We start from the raw sequence: 17,097 nt of genomic DNA on the forward strand, positions 1-17,097 counted from the left end.
TAGAAATTCTATGTAACCATACAAAATAGAAAATTTGTATAGGAAAATTATTTTCTTCAACTATATGGCTTTTATCCTTCTTAACGGTAAATATGATATAATAAAAAAATGTCCAATCCCATATATACCAAGGGTTTAGACATTTTTATCACCAAGTTTATTTAAGCGTTAATTTGTATTAAAGGAAAAATATACGCTATCACTACTTTAATTTCCAAATTTGCTCTAACAATCCTTCTCTTTCAAGAATTTCAGCCTGCCTCTCACCTAAAAGATCATAATGTGAATAGCCATCCTTCCGTTGATGTATCCATTCAGCTCTTAATCCGTACTTCTTTCCCCATTTTACTAGTTTTTCCATATCATTACATCCAACTTTGGTGACGGTTGTACAGTCTGGAAAGCGATCATCTAGCCAATAATGGGTTAAAAAAGCGATGTCTCCCAGATCGATTTTTCTTTTCCATTCGTCCAGTTCTTCCTTTTTTATGCCAAATGCCAAAGATGCATCTCTCCTCTTTAATATTAATAATTTAGAAGGAAATTTCACACATTAACAGAATGCTTTTTTGCCTTTTCATAGGCCTCATGCCAAATTGGGTAATGTTTCTTAACAGATATTGGGCGGAATGATTCCTTTTTGACACAAACATGCTTGGATATCCCTGTAACAGCAAGTTCTCCTTCTTCTGTATATATTTCGTAGCCATAGCTGACCCGCAATCCATCATACTCCTCAATCCAAGTTTTTATTATTGCGTTTTCACCATAATGCAGCGGCTTCTTATAGGATGCTTGAATATCTAGGACAGGTGAAATAATCCCATCCTTCTCCATCTCTGCATAATTAAAACCTAAATCCTTAATGAGCTGGGTTCGGCCTAATTCCATCCAAATTAAATAGTTAGCATGGTAAACAACACCCATTTGGTCCGTTTCAGCGTATCTTACTTCAATTTCCCTTGTTGATACTAACATGTTTATTCCCCATTTCCCATTCTTTTGAGAGCTGTTTCAAAATCTTCTTTTTCAAGATAGGATACATTCTGTAACAGCGTATCCTTATCGTCTCCAGCAAGAATCCTCATTGCTTGGGATTGAATTGTTTCATCCGTTAGATTTGTTGCAAATCGTCCATTACCGTTTATGGATATTCCCTTAAGTTCCTCTTTAAGATACTCAATCGCACTTCCTGTTATTTCGTATTGAAATTGTGAAGCATAATTGATCATAATTTGGAGCAGCTCTTCCGCAGTGTAATCATTAAAATAGAGAAACTTTTTAAATCTTGATTTCAACCCCGGATTACTATGCAGCAAGGCCTCCATTTCGTTCGGATAACCTGCTAATATGACAACTAAGTTCTCATTATGCTTTGTCATTTCATCAACTAGAGTATCAATGACTTCCTTGCCAAAGTCACCTTGAACTCCAGATAATAAGGAATAGGCTTCATCAATAAAGAGGACTCCGCCAAGTGCTTCTTTCAATTTCTTTTTCGTTTTAATCGCAGTTTGTCCGACATATCCAGCGACAAAATCCGCTCGGCTTGCAACAATTAAATGCCCTCTTTTTAAAAATCCGCATTCCTTTAAAAGCTCTGCATAAATTTTGGCAACGGTAGTCTTTCCTGTTCCCGGGTTTCCAATAAAAACTGAATGAAGCTGGATTGGTACGACTGGAAGTCCCTTTTCTCTTCTAATTTGCTGCATCCTTACAAATGATGTTAACATATTCACTTCGTTTTTTACCGTTTGAAGACCGATTAAATTCATTAATTGTTTTTTAGGATTTATTGGCGCATCACATGCAGTCATTTCAAAATCTGTATTATCGAGCAGTGAATAATCTAATATGGAATTGTCGCCATCATCAATATGAGCACCTTTATTAAAAATAGCATCTAAGACAATGTTTTTTACAGCCCGGGCATTTCCAAACGTATCATCTACCCTTTCCATTTCAATCCTTTTTTCAAGCTCCTGTTTTGCCTCAGCAGTCAGAACATAGTCATTATCTAAAGCAAGTTTATCGGCAATCTGAATGAGCTCATCATTTGAATAGTCAGGCAGATGGATAAAATTCGATTGAGGAAAACGACTTCTTAACCCAGGATTTGCATCAAGGAACTGACGCATCTCATCTGGGTATCCGGCCATAATAACAGCAAATTTCCCGCCATATTCTTGGCCTGTCATTAATGACACGAGGGTATCAATGACCGTTTGCCCATAATCATTGCTTGATTGTCCTTCTCTTCTTAAACTATAAGCCTCATCAATAAATAATACTCCTCCAAGTGCTTTTTGGACTGCAGCCCGTACGTTTTCTTCCGTTTGCCCAACAAAAGCGCCGACTAGCTGTGAACGATCGACTTCTACTACAGCTTCTTTAGATAATGAACCAAGGTGATAATAAATTTTTGCCAGTAACCTTGCTAATGTCGATTTCCCAGTTCCTGGGTTTCCTGTCAAAATCATATGCAGGCTTAATTCATCTTTTAATTGAAAACCAAGTGCTTTTCTATCCTTCTGATACTTTAAATATCGGTAAAAATCTCTTACTCGCCCTTTAACATGTTCTAATCCGATCAATTTCTCCAATTCTTCCAGTGGGTTTGCTGCAGTTTCAACTTCTAATGATTCCTCTTTAAATAGCAATTCCCAGCTCGTCTTAATCTCTTCAATCCGGTCTAAAGTTTCTTTCATTTCAGCGTAATACGAAGAGTGATAAAAGACTCCCACAACGGATTGTATGTATTCTTCACTTGCTTTAAGAAGCTTTAACGTCTCCTCCTCAGCCTTATCTAACAGTATATCCATGCTTGAATATAATTTGATCAAATGGTCATCCGTCAGTTTATCTTGAGTTTTGGTAAGTTGCTCCCGCTCCTCTTCAGCTTGATCTAAAAACATCCTACATTGTTCTTGAATCTGATTAACGGTTTGCAATTTCGCTTGTTTATTATCTGTTTCTCGAAGCGGAGGAAACGACAAAATATCTAATAAAACTTCTTTGTTTTTCCAATTCATTTGTTCGATGATCTCAGCCGCTTTAGAATGATGTGGATTTAAGCTATATGCTTTTTGTATCCACGCAAGACCAAGAGTATCTTCCTTTGCTTTTGCTAGTCTTGAACGACCGGCGAGCGATAGTAATTCTGAAACTAGTTCCCTATTTTCATTCTGATTTAACGTTTTGATGAAGGCTAATATTGCAGCTTCATTTTCAATATAACCATTATGCTGAAACTCCAATTCCCAATTCCTTATTTGACTGTTCATATACTTGTTCTGTCTTTGTTTTTCCATCTGCATCACTTCTTCTTTTATAGTCCACAACTATCATATCATACTTAATGATAGGGAAAAAAATATGAATTAAAAGAAGACCTGATCTTTGGGATCAGGTCTTCTAAATGTAGCTTATTTATTTATAACCATTTTGCCGTGCCTGGCTTTCATCTTGAATTTCCGCACGCATTGCTTCAATACTTTCCTTACGGCGCTCATTTTTAGCGGCAATTTTTGCACGCTCTTCTCCATCAGCAAACTGCATCGTTTCTTCAGCATCATTCATATTTTCAATTGTGTTTTCAACCATCGTATTTAGTTTTTCAACATTGTCACTGCGATCATCTGGTTTAGGTTTATTTTCATAAGCCATAAATAAATAACCTCCTATTGAAGATGTGCTGATACAAAGTTAGTATGTCGTTTCAAAGGAAAGCTATTCACCTTTTGTTTGTATTACTTGGGGAACTCCGCCAGTATTGCTTTGCATTTTTTTCCCCTTATTTCCACCAAAGCTGCGCGATTTTGTCCCAATATGATTAGGATTATATTGCACAGATTCTCGTTTCGGATTACTCATAAGAATCCCTCCTCATTAAAAGTATGTCCAGTAGAGGAGGGGGGCATTTATGGTAAAGAATGTTATTCCGCTTTATTTAATCGCTTTTCTTCTAATCGCTCTTCAATTTTTTCCATTGCTGCCTGATCTTTTAATATTTGTCGCTTATTTTCTGAAACAAGTTCGGCGAATGAGCGTTTTCGTGGTTTTCTCATTTTTATGTCACCTTCCTTTAAACCTATATTAACTTTTATTATGGTCAATAACCGTTTTAATTATTACAAATTTTCGAAAATTTTATTTTACAAAAGAAAAACATCAGCATAAGCTGATGAATTCTTATTTTGTATATTCTCTCATCATGTCAATTGTCATTGCACTTAAATGCTTATGTGTAATAATCCCTTTTTCATTAATAAAGAAAGTCGTTGGAATGGTTAAGATTTTATATGCAGTATTTACCTCATCTTTATCATCGAGAAGAATAGGAAAATGAATATCCATCTGCTTGGCAAACCCAGCAACATCATACTCAGGATCAATATTAACAGCCAGTATAATTATTTTATCACCGACTTCTTCGTGAAACTTTTGCATTGCAGGCATTTCCGCTTTACATGGAGGACACCATGTTGCCCAAAAATTTAAGATCACCTTTTTCCCTCTATAATCGGATAGCCTTACTGTTTCGCCATCTAAGTTTTTTAATTCAAAATCAGGTGCTTTTAATCCAACCTTTAGCCCTGGAAGGTTCTCCGTTTTCGGTTCTTCCTTATCCATCGCGTGAACAATTGCTGCTGCCATCAAGCCAAAAATAATACTTGCTGCTACGATCTTTTTAATCATTTGCTGTTCAACACCCTTATTATCTATTTAATCGTATTGTAACCTAGACAAGCAGAAAAAATAAGGTTCTGAACAGCCAAAAAGCAACGAAAAATGTGACAATTCCATAAACAATATGCGTAAACCAGTTCTTAAGCGGCCAGCTTCCTTTTCGATATTTTGTATAAAAATAAATAACTGCGATTAATAGGCCGAGCAGTTTGCCCTTTGTTCCGCCAGTTGAATAAAGAATGGATAATGGCTCTTCTATAATAATCGTTGGCTGAAAAATAACGGAACTAAATTTATAAACGATAAATCCAATCAGAACAGCGTTTAAAAATGAACTTAAAAAGAGTTCCTGAAATGAACGATCCTCTTTTGACATGAATTTCATAAATAAATAAGCAGTCATACCGGCAAGAAAAAAAATAATCCATTCATATTTCAGCATAAAGGGGCCAAACATAATTGCACCCATCTCTTTCCTCCTAATCACATTTTCTTTCTATAAACATACAAGAGTCCTTTATGTTTGTAAAAATAAGTGCTTGAACAAAAAAGCGCGTGAGGTTTCAACATTTGAAACCCCACGCGCTATTTGTATACTAAATTAATTAGCTAATTTTTCACGTAGAACCATTTGTAAAATCCCGCCATGACGGTAGTAATCGATTTCTACTTCTGAATCGAAACGAACAAGAACTTCAAATTCTTTCTTATTGCCTTCTTCATCAGTTGCAGTTACCTTTACTAGATCACGTGGTCTTACATTTTCATCGATTTGAACATCGATTGTTTCTTTTCCTGTTAAACCAAGAGTTTCTGCACTATCACCATCTTTGAATTGAAGTGGAAGAACCCCCATCAATACAAGGTTAGAACGGTGAATACGCTCGTAGCTTTCAGCAATAACTGTCTTAATTCCAAGTAAATTTGTACCCTTTGCAGCCCAGTCACGTGAAGAGCCCATTCCATAATCTTTACCTGCTAGAACAACAAGACCAGTATCTTCTTCTTTGTACTTCATGCAAGCATCGTAAATGGACATCACTTCACCAGTTGGCCAGTGAGTAGTGAAACCGCCTTCTGTTCCTGGAGCAATTTGGTTACGGATACGAATATTAGCAAATGTTCCACGCATCATTACTTCATGGTTACCACGGCGAGAACCATAAGAGTTAAAGTCACGTACCTCTACTCCGTTTTCTAATAAATATTTACCAGCAGGTGTATTCTTGCCAATTGCACCAGCAGGAGAAATATGGTCAGTCGTAACAGAATCGCCAAACTTACCAACTACGCGAAGACTATTTAATGGCTTCACTTCATCCGGATCTGCCTTTAACCCTTCAAAGAAAGGAGGATTTTGGATATATGTTGATGTTTCATCGAAAGAATAAAGCGGCTCACTGCTTGTTTGGATTTTATTCCAAAGAGCATTGTCACCAAATACATTCTCATATTCTTTACGGAATAATTCTGGTGTTACCGTTTGCTTAACAACTTCATTTACCTCAGCAGTAGTTGGCCAAATATCTTTAAAGAACACGTCATTTCCATCTTTATCTTTTCCAATAGCATCCTTCTGAAGGTCAATATCCACTGTGCCAGCTAACGCATAAGCAACAACTAACGGTGGTGAAGCCAAGTAGTTAGCTTTTACTAATGGATGAATACGTCCTTCAAAGTTACGGTTACCAGAAAGAACTGATGTTACTAAAAGATCGCTTTCAGCGATAGCCTTTTCGATTTCTTCTTTAAGTGGTCCAGAGTTACCGATACAAGTAGTACAGCCATAACCAACAATGTTAAAACCTAATTGATCTAGATAAGGCTGAAGACCTGAATCACGAAGGTAACCAGTTACAACTTTAGAACCTGGTGCTAAAGAAGTCTTAACAAACTTTGGAACTTCCATGCCAAGTTCAACGGCTTTTTTCGCAACTAAACCAGCACCAACTAATACATATGGGTTAGAAGTATTTGTACAGCTCGTAATGGCAGCAATTGCAACAGCACCTGTTTTCATTTCTGTTGTATCGCCATTATTGAATTTAACTGTTACTTCCTTATCAATTTCCTTTCCATCTAAACCAAAGCCTTGGTTGCCTTGTGGAGCAGTTAATGCTTTGTTAAATTCCTGTTTCATCGCTGAAAGTGGAATTAAGTCCTGTGGACGCTTTGGACCAGAAAGGTTTGCTTCGATATCAGAAAGATTAATCTCTACAACATTTGTATAAACTGGCTCTAATGAAGGATCGAAGAATAATCCATTTTCTTTAGAGTATGTTTCTACTAATTTAATTTGTTCCTCAGAACGGCCAGTTAAGCGCATGTATTCAAGTGATTCCGCGTCAACTGGGAAGAATCCGCAAGTTGCACCATATTCAGGTGCCATGTTAGCAATTGTTGCGCGGTCAGCAAGCGGCAGTTCAGTGACGCCAGGACCAAAAAATTCAACAAATTTTCCGACAACACCATGTGCACGAAGAACTTGTGTTACTTTTAATGCTAAGTCAGTAGCCGTTGCTCCGTCTGGAAGTTCTCCAATTAGCTTCACACCTACAACTTCAGGTACAGGGAAATATGAAGGCTGTCCAAGCATTCCAGCTTCCGCTTCAATTCCTCCAACACCCCAGCCAAGAACACCAATACCGTTGATCATAGTTGTATGGGAATCAGTACCTACTAATGTGTCTGGGAATGCTTCGAATTCTCCATCTTCATTTTCAATTGCATGAACAACACTTGCAAGATACTCAAGGTTTACTTGGTGAACGATACCTGTAGCAGGCGGTACAGCACGGTAGTTATCGAACGCTTTTTGTGCCCAGCTTAGGAATTGATAACGCTCCGCATTTCTTTCAAATTCAAGCTTCATATTAGCATCTAATGCTTCAGGAGAACCGAATTGGTCAACTTGAACAGAGTGGTCAATAACAAGGTCAACTGGCTTAAGAGGGTTGATTTTATCTGGGTCTCCCCCCATGTCTGCCATAGCCTTGCGAAGAGATGCTAAATCTACAACCGCAGGAACTCCAGTAAAGTCTTGCAGGATTACACGTGAAGGTTTGAATGGTACGTCAACCTCTTTAACTTCATCCGTGCCCCATTTTGCTAAGTTTTCTACATGTTCTTGCGTAATAACACGACCGTCAAATTGACGAAGAACAGATTCTAATAATACTTTAATAGAGTACGGCAGATTTGCTACATTGCCGATACCAGCTTTTTCTAAAGCACCTAAATGATAATAATGATAACGCTTCCCGTCTAATTCAAATGACTTACGGGCATTAAATACATCATTTTTCACCATGGGTTTATCCCCCTTTTACATATTTAATCAAATATAAAGATTTAGAAATTTGTCGAATAGATGGGATTTTTGACCATCTACTCTTCTCAACAATAATCTTAATACAATGTGTGACATAAGTAAATAACAAGAAAGTTATTGTTTTTGATAAGTTTTTCTTATATCAAAAACGATAATACATCTATTTCCATGAAATAACATATATTATAGTGATTTTTTCTTTGTCATTAACATTTGTACAAATAAGTATATTATGTTACCAAAATATATTCACTTAAAAAATAATAAAAAAAGGAATATAGAATCGACATAATTTGAAGAAATTTGCAAAAAATAACTGTTGGAGGTGAATGTAGTGGCAAAAAGGAAATCTAATCATATTGTTCCAGGGATGAATGCGGCAAAAGGGCAAGGAATGGGTGCAGGGTATAATGAAGAATTTTCAAATGAGCCTTTATCAGAGATGCAGAAGCAAAATAATAAAAAGCGAAAGAAAAATAAATAAAGGAAGTTTTAAATACAGCGGAGGATCTATCTGGATTAATCGGCGAAAAACGAAAAAGGAAGCGAATCTCTTATCGCTTCCTTTATCAGCTATTTAATTGACATCCTATATTAATGGTATTGATTTACTTCATTAACGATTGTGCTTAAGTCCTGCTGGAATTTTTCTAACTGCATTCTCTGCGTTTCAGATGCAACCTCGAGTGCATTTTCAATTTGTTCGTAAGCTTCGTTTACTTCTTGTTTTAGATGCTTAAGCTGATGACCGTAATTGGCAGAATCCCTAACAATTTCATAATAGAGCTCCTGCGCATCCTCCATTCCCTGCTGTGCAGCCTGAAATGCTTGCTGTTTATTCTTATTATATGGCATCCCCTGTTTCACTCCTTTATTTAAATAAATTATCAAATTCGCCTTGGCGTATTTGCGCCCAGATTTTTATCGAGCAACACTCGATAAATTCCTTTAAAAATCTGAGGCATCCGCCGGAGGCAACTTAATTCAGCCAGGCTTGAATCCTCACTGAATTAGATACCCATTTGGATTCAGCTTCATCCATAAAGGTGAAAACTTATGCTGAATAAAGTTAAATTGTGCAGTCATCAAAAAAAATATTCTGTATAATTTTTCGGCTTCCTTCCATGCTATTTGTTAGGAGGGATGTTTAAATGAATAAGAACGATAGTAAGGATATGCGAAAAAATGCACCTAAAGGAGATAATTCCGGACAGCCCGAACCGTTAAGCGGATCAAAAAAGGTGAAAAACAGAAATCATACGAGACAAAAAAACAATTCCAGCCATGATATGTAAAAAAAAAGCGTTCCCCAAGTTTTTTTGGAGAACGCTTTTTGTAAAGGCTTATAGGGCCTGAAGTGCTTCTAATATATAAGCTTCTTCATCCGCTGAAACGGTTCTTAAATCAATTAATACTTCTTCTTTCTGAATACGCACAACTATGGCAGGAGAGAATTCTGTTCTTAATTTTTTAGCAAGCTGCTCTGCTTCCCATTTTTTGTGCTTAATGACAGAAACAAATGAAGGAAGACTAACCTCTGGCATCGTCCCTCCCCCTATTTGTGCAAAACTTTCCATAATAGAAAGGATATATTGATCAGAAGAGCATAACAATTTTTTAATAAAGGCCTCTGTCCTTACCCTAAGATCATCTTGTGATACTAAAATATCTCTAATAACAGGGATATTTTTTAACCCCTCATCCCCTTTAACATAATCCAGCAATGTCCCCTCGAGAGCTGCAAGAGTCATTTTATCCACCCTCAAAACACGAGAAAGCTGGTGTTTTTTTATTAGGCTAATTAACTCTTTCTTACCGGCAATAATTCCAGCTTGCGGACCTCCTAATAGCTTATCTCCGCTAAAGGAAACTATATCTGCCCCCTGCTTAATTACATCTTTCACAACAGGTTCCTCACCGATACCATGTTTTTGAAAATCGTAGAGAGCCCCGCTTCCCAAATCCTCATAGAAAATGATGTTTTTTTCCCTGGAGAGCTTTGCTAATTCTTCTGTTCCAACTGCTTTTGTAAACCCGATTACTTTAAAATTACTAGTATGTACTTTTAATATCATCGCTGTTTGTTCAGTAATCGCATTTTCATAGTCAGCAAGATGTGTTTTATTGGTTGTTCCAACTTCAACAAGCTCTGCCCCGCTTTCTCCCATAATGGAGGAGATTCTGAAGGATCCGCCTATTTCAACGAGCTGACCGCGTGATACGACTACTTCCTTATTTTTCGCTAAAGCCTTCAATATCAAATAAACAGCAGCGGCATTATTATTTACAACCATCGCCGCTTCTGCACCGGTTAGCTCCTTAATCAGCGCTTCTACATGACTATGTCTGGAGCCGCGCTTTCCTTCCTCCAATTGATACTCTAAATTGGAATAATGAAGGGCTATTTCAAGCATGTGCTGGGCGGCGTGATCACTTAATCGTGCTCTGCCAAGATTTGTGTGAAGGATTGTCCCTGTCGCATTAATCACACGCTTTAATGTGTAATTTAGTTGTTTAAGCAGGGCAGCCTCTAGCCTATTAAAAATCTCATCGATGAAATCCTTGCTGCCAGGTACTGCGCCAAACCATTTATTTAAAGTCAATTCTTCTCGAACTTCAGAAAGTACAATTTTAAGCTGATTCGTCATATGTATAAAATCAATCCCGTGAGTTTCTGCCAACAGATTAAAACGATTGTCTTTTTGCAGCTCATGCACAGGGGGAATATTTCTTAGCAACTGTTTCACAGCTTTCACTCCAATCCTCATTAAACTATTATATCATTATTTACTAGCAAAATTCTCCATCCTATTAGCAATGAAAATAGATTTAGTTTACATAATAATATTATTTGTTTGAAATTAGGAGTAAAAAAACCTTCCTCATTTAGAAGAAGGTTTATTCTACAAATTTGCTCTGTATTTTTTCTATAAGATCATTTGTTTTTGGAAATAATCCAATTTCATCTTTTGAGTAGATCTTTTCTCCGTTTACAATCACTTCAAATACTCCGCCTTTGCTAGGTATGAGCTCTAATTTTTCTATATCATGACGGAAATGTGTTAGTAATTCTTCTGCGGCACGCGCAGCTTTAGGTGCATAATTTCACATCATGCAAAATTCAATAATGATTTTTAATTTATTCAAACTTCGGCCTCCTTCAAAAACATTTTTTAAATATTCATATTTTATATATGCCCCATTTTATTATAATCACGTTTCTTCCGCAAACAATCAGTATTAATTTTGTGATTTTATTGTTAAATAAAGGTATACTGAGTGTGGAGGTGGCAAAATGAGCGAGCATGAAAAAATTCGGTTGACTTCCTTGTCAACAAAAGCCGGCTGAGGCTGCAAAATTGGTCCAGAGGACTTGACGCAAGTTTTGCGTCTATTACCAAAGCAAGAACGAGTACCTGAGCTGCTTGTCGGCCATGAAACATCAGATGATGCTGGTGTATATCAATTAACCGATTCCATAGCTTTAATTCAAACAGTTGATTATTTCACTCCAATTGTTGATGATCCATACATGTTTGGTCAAATTGCCGCCGCAAATGCATTAAGTGATGTATATGCGATGGGCGGTCAGCCAAAAACAGTGCTTAATATTGTTGGCTATCCTGTAAAAAAACTTGGACCAGATATGCTGGCTGAGATTTTAAGAGGTGCAGCCGATAAAGTGAATGAGGCTGGGGCCATTACGGTTGGCGGGCATTCTGTTGATGATCAGGAACCTAAATTTGGGTTGTCTGTCACAGGGATTGTTCATCCAGAACGTTTCTGGAAAAATGTCGGTGCAAAACCAGGGGATTCCCTTGTTTTAACAAAACCAATTGGTGTTGGGATTTTGACGACTGGGATCAAAAGGGGTGCTGTTACAGAGGATCAAGAACGAGCGGTTACCGATACAATGGCCTTGTTAAATAAAACGGCTGCAGAAATTTTGACTGCCTTTGAACCCCATGCTGTAACAGACGTAACCGGGTTCGGATTACTTGGACATGGAAGTGAAATGTCTCGTGGAAGTGATGTAAGCTTTGAAGTTTATTTCGATAAGGTTCCGCTTTTAGACGGTACATACAAGCTTGCTGAACAAGGAATCGTCCCAGGGGGCTCTAAAGCGAACCATAAATGGCTTATTGAGGATGTACAATACGATAATATCTCCTTTGAAAACCAATTAATATTATGTGACGCGATTACTTCTGGAGGGTTGCTTGTTTCAATGCCGGAAAATCAGGCGACCGACTATATATCAAAATTACATGAAGCTGGATTGCCATATGCGTCCATTATTGGCAAGGTAGTTTCTAAAAAGGATAAATTAATTTACGTCAAATAATAATTGCTTCCCTTTTACTCAAAAATCATTTTTAAAGGATGGTTTTCATGGAAGTTCGAGAATATTTAAAGAGATTGGTTGTTGAGAAAAGTTCTCCAACGCTTGACTACCTATCATTATTGCAAAAGAATCACATGGAAAAGATCCCTTTTGAAAATCTCGATGTTACAAGAAAGATTAATATTGAATTAGCCATATACCGAATTTACAATAAAGTAATTGGCCTGCATCGCGGCGGTTATTGCTATGAACTAAATGGTCTTTTCCAGCAATTATTAACCGAGCTCGGCTTTAAGTCTCATTTAATTGCTTGTACGGTCAATAAGTCAACCGGATGGGCAAAACAAGATACCCATGCCGCAATCATTGTTCAGCTCGATAAGCCCTATCTTGTTGATGTTGGATTCGGTGACTCTGTCAGACAGCCTGTACCATTAACTGGTGAAGAACGTACTGATGTGAGTGGGACCTATAGGGTCAATAAAACAGCTGATACGATTTACGATCTCCAAAGATATGAAGAGCAGGAGTGGAAAATATTATATCGGTTTTCTGACTTACCAAAACAAATCGGTGAGTTCACTGAAGGCTTACTTTACAATCAAACATCCCCTGATTCATCATTTACACATGGAGATATTGTAACTATCGCAACAAAGACCGGCAGAATTACGTTAAATGGTTTAACAGTTACTGAAACTAAAAACAGGCAGAAAAATAAGTGGGATTTAACTGAAAAAGAAAAAAATCAGTTTTTAAAAGAAGTATTTCTAATTACGATTTAATATAATTTTTTTCATAACTTGAGGTAAAACAGTATCATATTACCTCTTCTAAAATGGAAGGTAGACCTACAGCATACAGATACCTATAAATTATAGTTTAAGCAGCTTATGACATAAAAATCGCTACGAAACCAATAAAAAATGACTATCAAATTAGTAAACAATTGATAGTCATTTTTTTTATTGTTTGTGATTGGTAACAGAACCCGATAGCGGCTTAGCCCATCTTAACATGGTCATACTTACACAAGCACTGGTTTTTGAAAAAGTGGATACCTGACACAAATCGTTTTTGTTTGTTCTTTTGCTTTTTCTAAAACAGCTGGATCCCCTTTACTCTTTAAAACAGATGCGATAATTTTCGCAATTTCAACCATTTCTTCTTTTTTCATTCCGCGTGTCGTTAAAGCAGGTGTACCCATGCGGATTCCGCTTGTAACAAACGGACTTTGCGGATCGTATGGGATTGTGTTTTTGTTGACGGTGATGCCTGCTTCTTCAAGCAGCTTTTCCGCCTCTTTGCCTGTTAAATCCCAAGGGCGAACATCTAGTAATACGATATGATTATCAGTTCCTCCAGAAACGAGGGCTGCTCCTTCTTTCACTAACTCTTGACCAAGCGTTTTTGCATTTTCGATGACTTGTTTAGCATACTCTTTAAAACTTTGCTGCAATGCTTCATTAAATGCAACAGCCTTCGCAGCAATAATATGCATTTGTGGGCCGCCTTGAATTCCAGGGAACACGGCTTTATTAATAGCTTTAATTATATCTTCATCATTCGTCAAAATAATACCGCCACGTGGACCTCTTAATGTTTTATGCGTTGTGCTAGTCACGACATCTGCAAACGGAATAGGTGAAGGATGTAGACCTGCAGCAACAAGTCCTGCAATATGCGCCATATCAACCATCAATTTTGCGCCAACTTTATCGGCAATTTCTCTAAATCGGGCAAAATCAATTATTCTTGTATATGCGCTTCCGCCAGCAATAATTAATTTTGGCTGTTCTTTTTCAGCAATTGCTTCAAGTTCATCATAATCGATCAGGTGATTATCTTCTCTTACTCCATAAGACACAACCTCAAACCATTTTCCTGACATGTTTACCGGACTTCCATGGGTTAGATGCCCACCGTGTGATAAATTCATTCCCATAATTTTATCGCCTGGCTGAAGCAAGGCAAAAAATACAGCTGTATTCGCTTGGGCACCTGAGTGAGCTTGGACATTTGCAAATTTAGCGCCAAATAATTTAGTTAAACGTTCAATAGCAACATTTTCAACAACATCTACATTTTCGCATCCACCGTAATAACGCTTACCTGGGTACCCTTCTGCATATTTATTAGTCAATACGCTCCCCATGGCTTCTAATACATCATCGCTTACAAAATTTTCTGATGCAATTAACTCTAATGCATGATGCTGGCGGTGACTTTCCTTCTCGATCGCTTCAAAAATGGTTGAATCATTTTCCCGTAAACTCATATCTATTCCTCCTTGATTTTCAATTCTGACTTTCCCTAGCTGTTTTAAAAATTATAAATTTGCAATTTTGGGAATTTAAAAATCGTTTGTTCAGCTACATTTATTCTTTTCCAAGACAAAGGCAGGTAGACAATACGCTTTGCTGTCATTTTTTGAACACAAAAAAGGACAGAAAAGGGTATTGATGCGCTCTCTCCCCCTTCTCTGTCCTTTTACCTGAGAGTTTAACTCTTTATAAGAGTCTTCCCCTTTGGTGGCGTTTAATTAAACGCGCTCTCCAGAGTAACGTCCAGTTGTAGTTCTTCTACCTGAGAGATTAGTTCCAAGGGTATTTTTGGAACTTGCTCCTTCGGTGGTATTGACGACTACACTCTCCCACAACTATCATCCGTACTATATTTAATTTTTGTAATTATTAGAATAAGAGTTTTATCATAATATGTCAATATTTTTCTGGAAAAACTTTATTAATTTAGAAAGTGTTGATCACCATGCTAATCGGAATTTTATCCATTGCATCTAAATTTTACGCTACATTTCCTTTATTCTCATGATTTGCCTTTGTTTGCCGAATCTTATAAATCACAACCAGAATAATAAACCAAACAGGAGTTACAAACAAGGCAACACGAGTATCTTCCGCTAGTGCAAGTACTACAAGAACGAACGCTAGGAAAGCAAGAATCAAGTAATTGGAAAATGGATAAAGCGGTAATTTAAATTTATTCACTTTCGCTAAATCTGGCCTTGTTTTACGGTATTTCAAATGGCTGATAACCGTAATTCCCCAAATGAAGATGAAACATACGGTAGAAACACTTGTAATCAGTGTAAATACTCCCTCTGGCATTACATAGTTTAAAACAACAGAAATGAGTATGACGCCAGTTGAAAAGATCAATGCATTGGAAGGTACTTTACGGGAATCAAGTTTTGTAAATGGAACAGGTGCATTATTATCTTTTCCAAGAGAGTATAGCATCCGGCTTGTACTAAAAACGGCGCTATTACCTGCAGAAGCTGCGGATGTAAGAACGACAAAGTTGACGATACCAGCAGCAGCTGTGATACCTAGTCCTACGAAAACTTGAACGAACGGACTTTCCATTGGGTTGATCGAGTTCCACGGATATACACTCATAATAACAATCAGTGCACCAATGTAGAAAATAATAATCCGAATAGGAATACTATTAATTGCTTTTGGGATTACTTTTTCTGGATCTTTCGTTTCACCTGCTGTCAGTCCCACAAGCTCAATACCAACAAACGCAAACACGACCATCTGGAATGAGAGAATAAAGCCATTTAAGCCATTCGGGAACATTCCGCCGTGACTCCATAAATTCGTGAGACTAGCTGTGCCTGCATTCGAGGTAAAGCCAGTAATAATCATAAAAATTCCAACGACAATTAGTGCTAGAATCGCGATAATTTTAATTAATGCGAACCAAAATTCCAATTCGCCAAAAAGTTTTACAGTTGCCAGGTTCATAACGAGCAACACGACAAGCGCAATTAAAGCTGGCATCCACTGTGGTACACTAGGGAACCAATACTGAAAGTAAAGACCAACTGCTGTTAAGTCAGCCATTGCAATTGAAATCCAGCAAAACCAGTAGGTCCATCCGGTGATAAATGCTGCCATATTCCCTAAATAATCTTGAACAAAGTCAACAAAAGAATGATATTTCAGATTACTTAAGAGCAGCTCTCCAAGTGAGCGCATGATTAAAAAGCAAACTATGCCTGTAATCATATAAGCAAATAAAATTGAAGGCCCTGTTAAATGAATAGATTTTCCTGCTCCAAGAAATAATCCAGTTCCGATCGCCCCGCCAATGGCGATTAGTTGGACATGCCTGTTCTTTAGACCTCTCTCCAATTGTTGTTCATGCATAGATTTCTCACTCCCTGTTTTTCGAGGTGGGTACAATTGTTTACTAAACTAATAACGCGATTAAAGTATTGCACAATTTTTCCATATTTGACTAAGATCAAAGGTCCAGATGTTTACCAGGTATCCAAACAACAGAGTCATCTAGAATAAAGGAAGAAGTCATCTTTTGTAGAGAATTATTGAAGTAGTTTTAGGAACTCAGGTATACATTTGTAAGCGCATACAAAAAGTTACAATTATTAATATTAATGTTATTTATTTTAGAGTAGATTACTTCTTACCTAGGTGAACAACTGCCTATTTACTTAATCGAGTTTGATATCAGCATTAGCTGATTGCATCGCCACCTCTATTATAGATAGCTATTTTTACATAATAATGAACTAAGAAAAAATAGGCACTTTCCTATTTCTCTATAATAAAAATATAAATGCATAGAATAATAATGTCAATTGAATTTTCTTAATATATTTTATTTTTTAAGCTATTCAAATAGATAAATCATTTTAATCAATAGATAAATGAACTTAAACCATCTTTTTAGCCAGAATAAT

Annotated in this window: 17 protein-coding genes, 1 pseudogene and 2 riboswitches; of the genes and pseudogenes, 4 read left to right on the forward strand and 14 right to left on the reverse strand. The window is 37.0% G+C overall.

The genetic code is table 11. From position 1 onward, the window contains the following. Window positions 1–202 precede the first annotated feature (202 nt). The 9 genes from V7122_RS23870 to acnA all read right to left on the reverse strand — a co-directional run bounded on the left by V7122_RS23870 (window position 203) and on the right by acnA (window position 7,999). Window positions 203–502 carry a hypothetical protein gene (locus V7122_RS23870; protein ID WP_335355175.1) on the reverse strand — a complete coding sequence of 100 codons (300 nt, stop codon included), beginning with the start codon at window positions 500–502 and terminating at the stop codon, window positions 203–205. 44 nt (window positions 503–546) lie between these two features. After that, the gene (locus V7122_RS23875; RefSeq protein ID WP_335355176.1) at window positions 547–978 is read right to left on the reverse strand and encodes an acyl-CoA thioesterase; all 432 of its coding nucleotides are present in this window, start codon (window positions 976–978) and stop codon (window positions 547–549) included. A 2-nt stretch (window positions 979–980) separates the two neighbouring features. Further along, window positions 981–3,317, reverse strand: coding sequence for an AAA family ATPase (locus tag V7122_RS23880; protein WP_438824806.1), 2,337 nt, complete (start codon window positions 3,315–3,317; stop codon window positions 981–983). 112 nt (window positions 3,318–3,429) lie between these two features. After that, window positions 3,430–3,666 (reverse strand): small acid-soluble spore protein Tlp, encoded by a 237-nt coding sequence (tlp, locus tag V7122_RS23885; protein ID WP_335355177.1) that lies wholly within the window; start codon window positions 3,664–3,666, stop codon window positions 3,430–3,432. Window positions 3,667–3,729: 63 nt separating this feature from the next. Continuing rightward, window positions 3,730–3,873: an acid-soluble spore protein N gene (locus tag V7122_RS23890; protein WP_335345802.1), complete on the reverse strand. Its 144-nt coding sequence runs from the start codon at window positions 3,871–3,873 to the stop codon at window positions 3,730–3,732. A gap of 62 nt (window positions 3,874–3,935) precedes the next feature. After that, window positions 3,936–4,067, reverse strand: coding sequence for an FbpB family small basic protein (locus tag V7122_RS23895; protein WP_315668757.1), 132 nt, complete (start codon window positions 4,065–4,067; stop codon window positions 3,936–3,938). Window positions 4,068–4,191: 124 nt separating this feature from the next. Next, on the reverse strand, window positions 4,192–4,698 hold the full coding sequence (locus tag V7122_RS23900) for a peroxiredoxin family protein (RefSeq protein ID WP_335529673.1): 507 nt from the start codon (window positions 4,696–4,698) through the stop codon (window positions 4,192–4,194). 43 nt (window positions 4,699–4,741) lie between these two features. Then, the gene (locus tag V7122_RS23905) at window positions 4,742–5,158 is read right to left on the reverse strand and encodes a hypothetical protein (RefSeq protein WP_335529676.1); all 417 of its coding nucleotides are present in this window, start codon (window positions 5,156–5,158) and stop codon (window positions 4,742–4,744) included. Between the two features lie 132 nt (window positions 5,159–5,290). Next, the gene (gene acnA, locus V7122_RS23910) at window positions 5,291–7,999 is read right to left on the reverse strand and encodes an aconitate hydratase AcnA (RefSeq protein ID WP_335529679.1); all 2,709 of its coding nucleotides are present in this window, start codon (window positions 7,997–7,999) and stop codon (window positions 5,291–5,293) included. Window positions 8,000–8,354: 355 nt separating this feature from the next. On the opposite strand from acnA, the gene sspO reads away from it, so the two are divergent. Beyond that, a complete protein-coding gene (gene sspO, locus V7122_RS23915; RefSeq protein WP_335355103.1) occupies window positions 8,355–8,504 on the forward strand; it encodes a small acid-soluble spore protein O in 150 nt (49 codons plus the stop codon). 110 nt (window positions 8,505–8,614) lie between these two features. Here sspO and V7122_RS23920 read toward each other — a convergent pair whose 3' ends face one another. Then, window positions 8,615–8,875: a hypothetical protein gene (locus tag V7122_RS23920; RefSeq protein ID WP_335347725.1), complete on the reverse strand. Its 261-nt coding sequence runs from the start codon at window positions 8,873–8,875 to the stop codon at window positions 8,615–8,617. A 296-nt stretch (window positions 8,876–9,171) separates the two neighbouring features. Between V7122_RS23920 and V7122_RS23925 the strand changes: the two genes are divergently transcribed. Continuing rightward, window positions 9,172–9,315, forward strand: coding sequence for a small acid-soluble spore protein P (locus V7122_RS23925; RefSeq protein WP_335347724.1), 144 nt, complete (start codon window positions 9,172–9,174; stop codon window positions 9,313–9,315). A 48-nt stretch (window positions 9,316–9,363) separates the two neighbouring features. Here the strand turns inward: V7122_RS23925 and selA are convergent, their stop codons facing one another. Further along, complete coding sequence (gene selA / locus V7122_RS23930; RefSeq protein ID WP_335529682.1) at window positions 9,364–10,767, reverse strand: L-seryl-tRNA(Sec) selenium transferase; 1,404 nt, start codon at window positions 10,765–10,767, stop codon at window positions 9,364–9,366. 151 nt (window positions 10,768–10,918) lie between these two features. Further along, a pseudogene (locus V7122_RS25860) lies at window positions 10,919–11,113 on the reverse strand (SelT/SelW/SelH family protein); the annotation flags it as partial. A 202-nt stretch (window positions 11,114–11,315) separates the two neighbouring features. On the opposite strand from V7122_RS25860, the gene selD reads away from it, so the two are divergent. Together selD and V7122_RS23940 are read left to right on the forward strand one after the other, a co-directional pair. Further along, on the forward strand, window positions 11,316–12,365 hold the full coding sequence (selD, locus tag V7122_RS23935; protein WP_335490540.1) for a selenide, water dikinase SelD: 1,050 nt from the start codon (window positions 11,316–11,318) through the stop codon (window positions 12,363–12,365). A 47-nt stretch (window positions 12,366–12,412) separates the two neighbouring features. Continuing rightward, window positions 12,413–13,150 (forward strand): arylamine N-acetyltransferase family protein, encoded by a 738-nt coding sequence (locus tag V7122_RS23940; RefSeq protein ID WP_335529685.1) that lies wholly within the window; start codon window positions 12,413–12,415, stop codon window positions 13,148–13,150. 242 nt (window positions 13,151–13,392) lie between these two features. On the opposite strand, the gene glyA is transcribed toward V7122_RS23940, so the two are convergent. Further along, window positions 13,393–14,643 carry a serine hydroxymethyltransferase gene (glyA, locus tag V7122_RS23945; protein ID WP_335490546.1) on the reverse strand — a complete coding sequence of 417 codons (1,251 nt, stop codon included), beginning with the start codon at window positions 14,641–14,643 and terminating at the stop codon, window positions 13,393–13,395. A gap of 194 nt (window positions 14,644–14,837) precedes the next feature. Then, a riboswitch (glycine riboswitch) is annotated at window positions 14,838–14,929 on the reverse strand. Continuing rightward, a riboswitch (glycine riboswitch) is annotated at window positions 14,930–15,031 on the reverse strand. It lies immediately after the preceding riboswitch. 138 nt (window positions 15,032–15,169) lie between these two features. Further along, window positions 15,170–16,543 carry an amino acid permease gene (locus V7122_RS23950; protein ID WP_335348422.1) on the reverse strand — a complete coding sequence of 458 codons (1,374 nt, stop codon included), beginning with the start codon at window positions 16,541–16,543 and terminating at the stop codon, window positions 15,170–15,172. Window positions 16,544–17,097: the final 554 nt, after the last annotated feature.

It is taken from the genome of Bacillus sp. JJ1532 (assembly GCF_036965085.1).
GTDB lineage: Bacteria > Bacillota > Bacilli > Bacillales > Cytobacillaceae > Cytobacillus.

Bases quoted from the DNA above. Each gene is read 5' to 3' on its own strand.
- V7122_RS23880 (WP_438824806.1), bottom strand. From the start codon at position 3,317: ATGCAGATGGAAAAACAAAGACAGAACAAGTATATGAACAGTCAAATA.
- V7122_RS23950 (WP_335348422.1), bottom strand. From the start codon at position 16,543: ATGCATGAACAACAATTGGAGAGAGGTCTAAAGAACAGGCATGTCCAA.
- V7122_RS23875 (WP_335355176.1), bottom strand. From the start codon at position 978: ATGTTAGTATCAACAAGGGAAATTGAAGTAAGATACGCTGAAACGGAC.
- V7122_RS23925 (WP_335347724.1), top strand. From the start codon at position 9,172: ATGAATAAGAACGATAGTAAGGATATGCGAAAAAATGCACCTAAAGGA.
- tlp (WP_335355177.1), bottom strand. From the start codon at position 3,666: ATGGCTTATGAAAATAAACCTAAACCAGATGATCGCAGTGACAATGTT.
- V7122_RS23900 (WP_335529673.1), bottom strand. From the start codon at position 4,698: ATGATTAAAAAGATCGTAGCAGCAAGTATTATTTTTGGCTTGATGGCA.
- glyA (WP_335490546.1), bottom strand. From the start codon at position 14,643: ATGAGTTTACGGGAAAATGATTCAACCATTTTTGAAGCGATCGAGAAG.
- acnA (WP_335529679.1), bottom strand. From the start codon at position 7,999: ATGGTGAAAAATGATGTATTTAATGCCCGTAAGTCATTTGAATTAGAC.
- V7122_RS23905 (WP_335529676.1), bottom strand. From the start codon at position 5,158: ATGGGTGCAATTATGTTTGGCCCCTTTATGCTGAAATATGAATGGATT.
- V7122_RS23895 (WP_315668757.1), bottom strand. From the start codon at position 4,067: ATGAGAAAACCACGAAAACGCTCATTCGCCGAACTTGTTTCAGAAAAT.
- V7122_RS23890 (WP_335345802.1), bottom strand. From the start codon at position 3,873: ATGAGTAATCCGAAACGAGAATCTGTGCAATATAATCCTAATCATATT.
- V7122_RS23920 (WP_335347725.1), bottom strand. From the start codon at position 8,875: ATGCCATATAATAAGAATAAACAGCAAGCATTTCAGGCTGCACAGCAG.
- V7122_RS23940 (WP_335529685.1), top strand. From the start codon at position 12,413: ATGGAAGTTCGAGAATATTTAAAGAGATTGGTTGTTGAGAAAAGTTCT.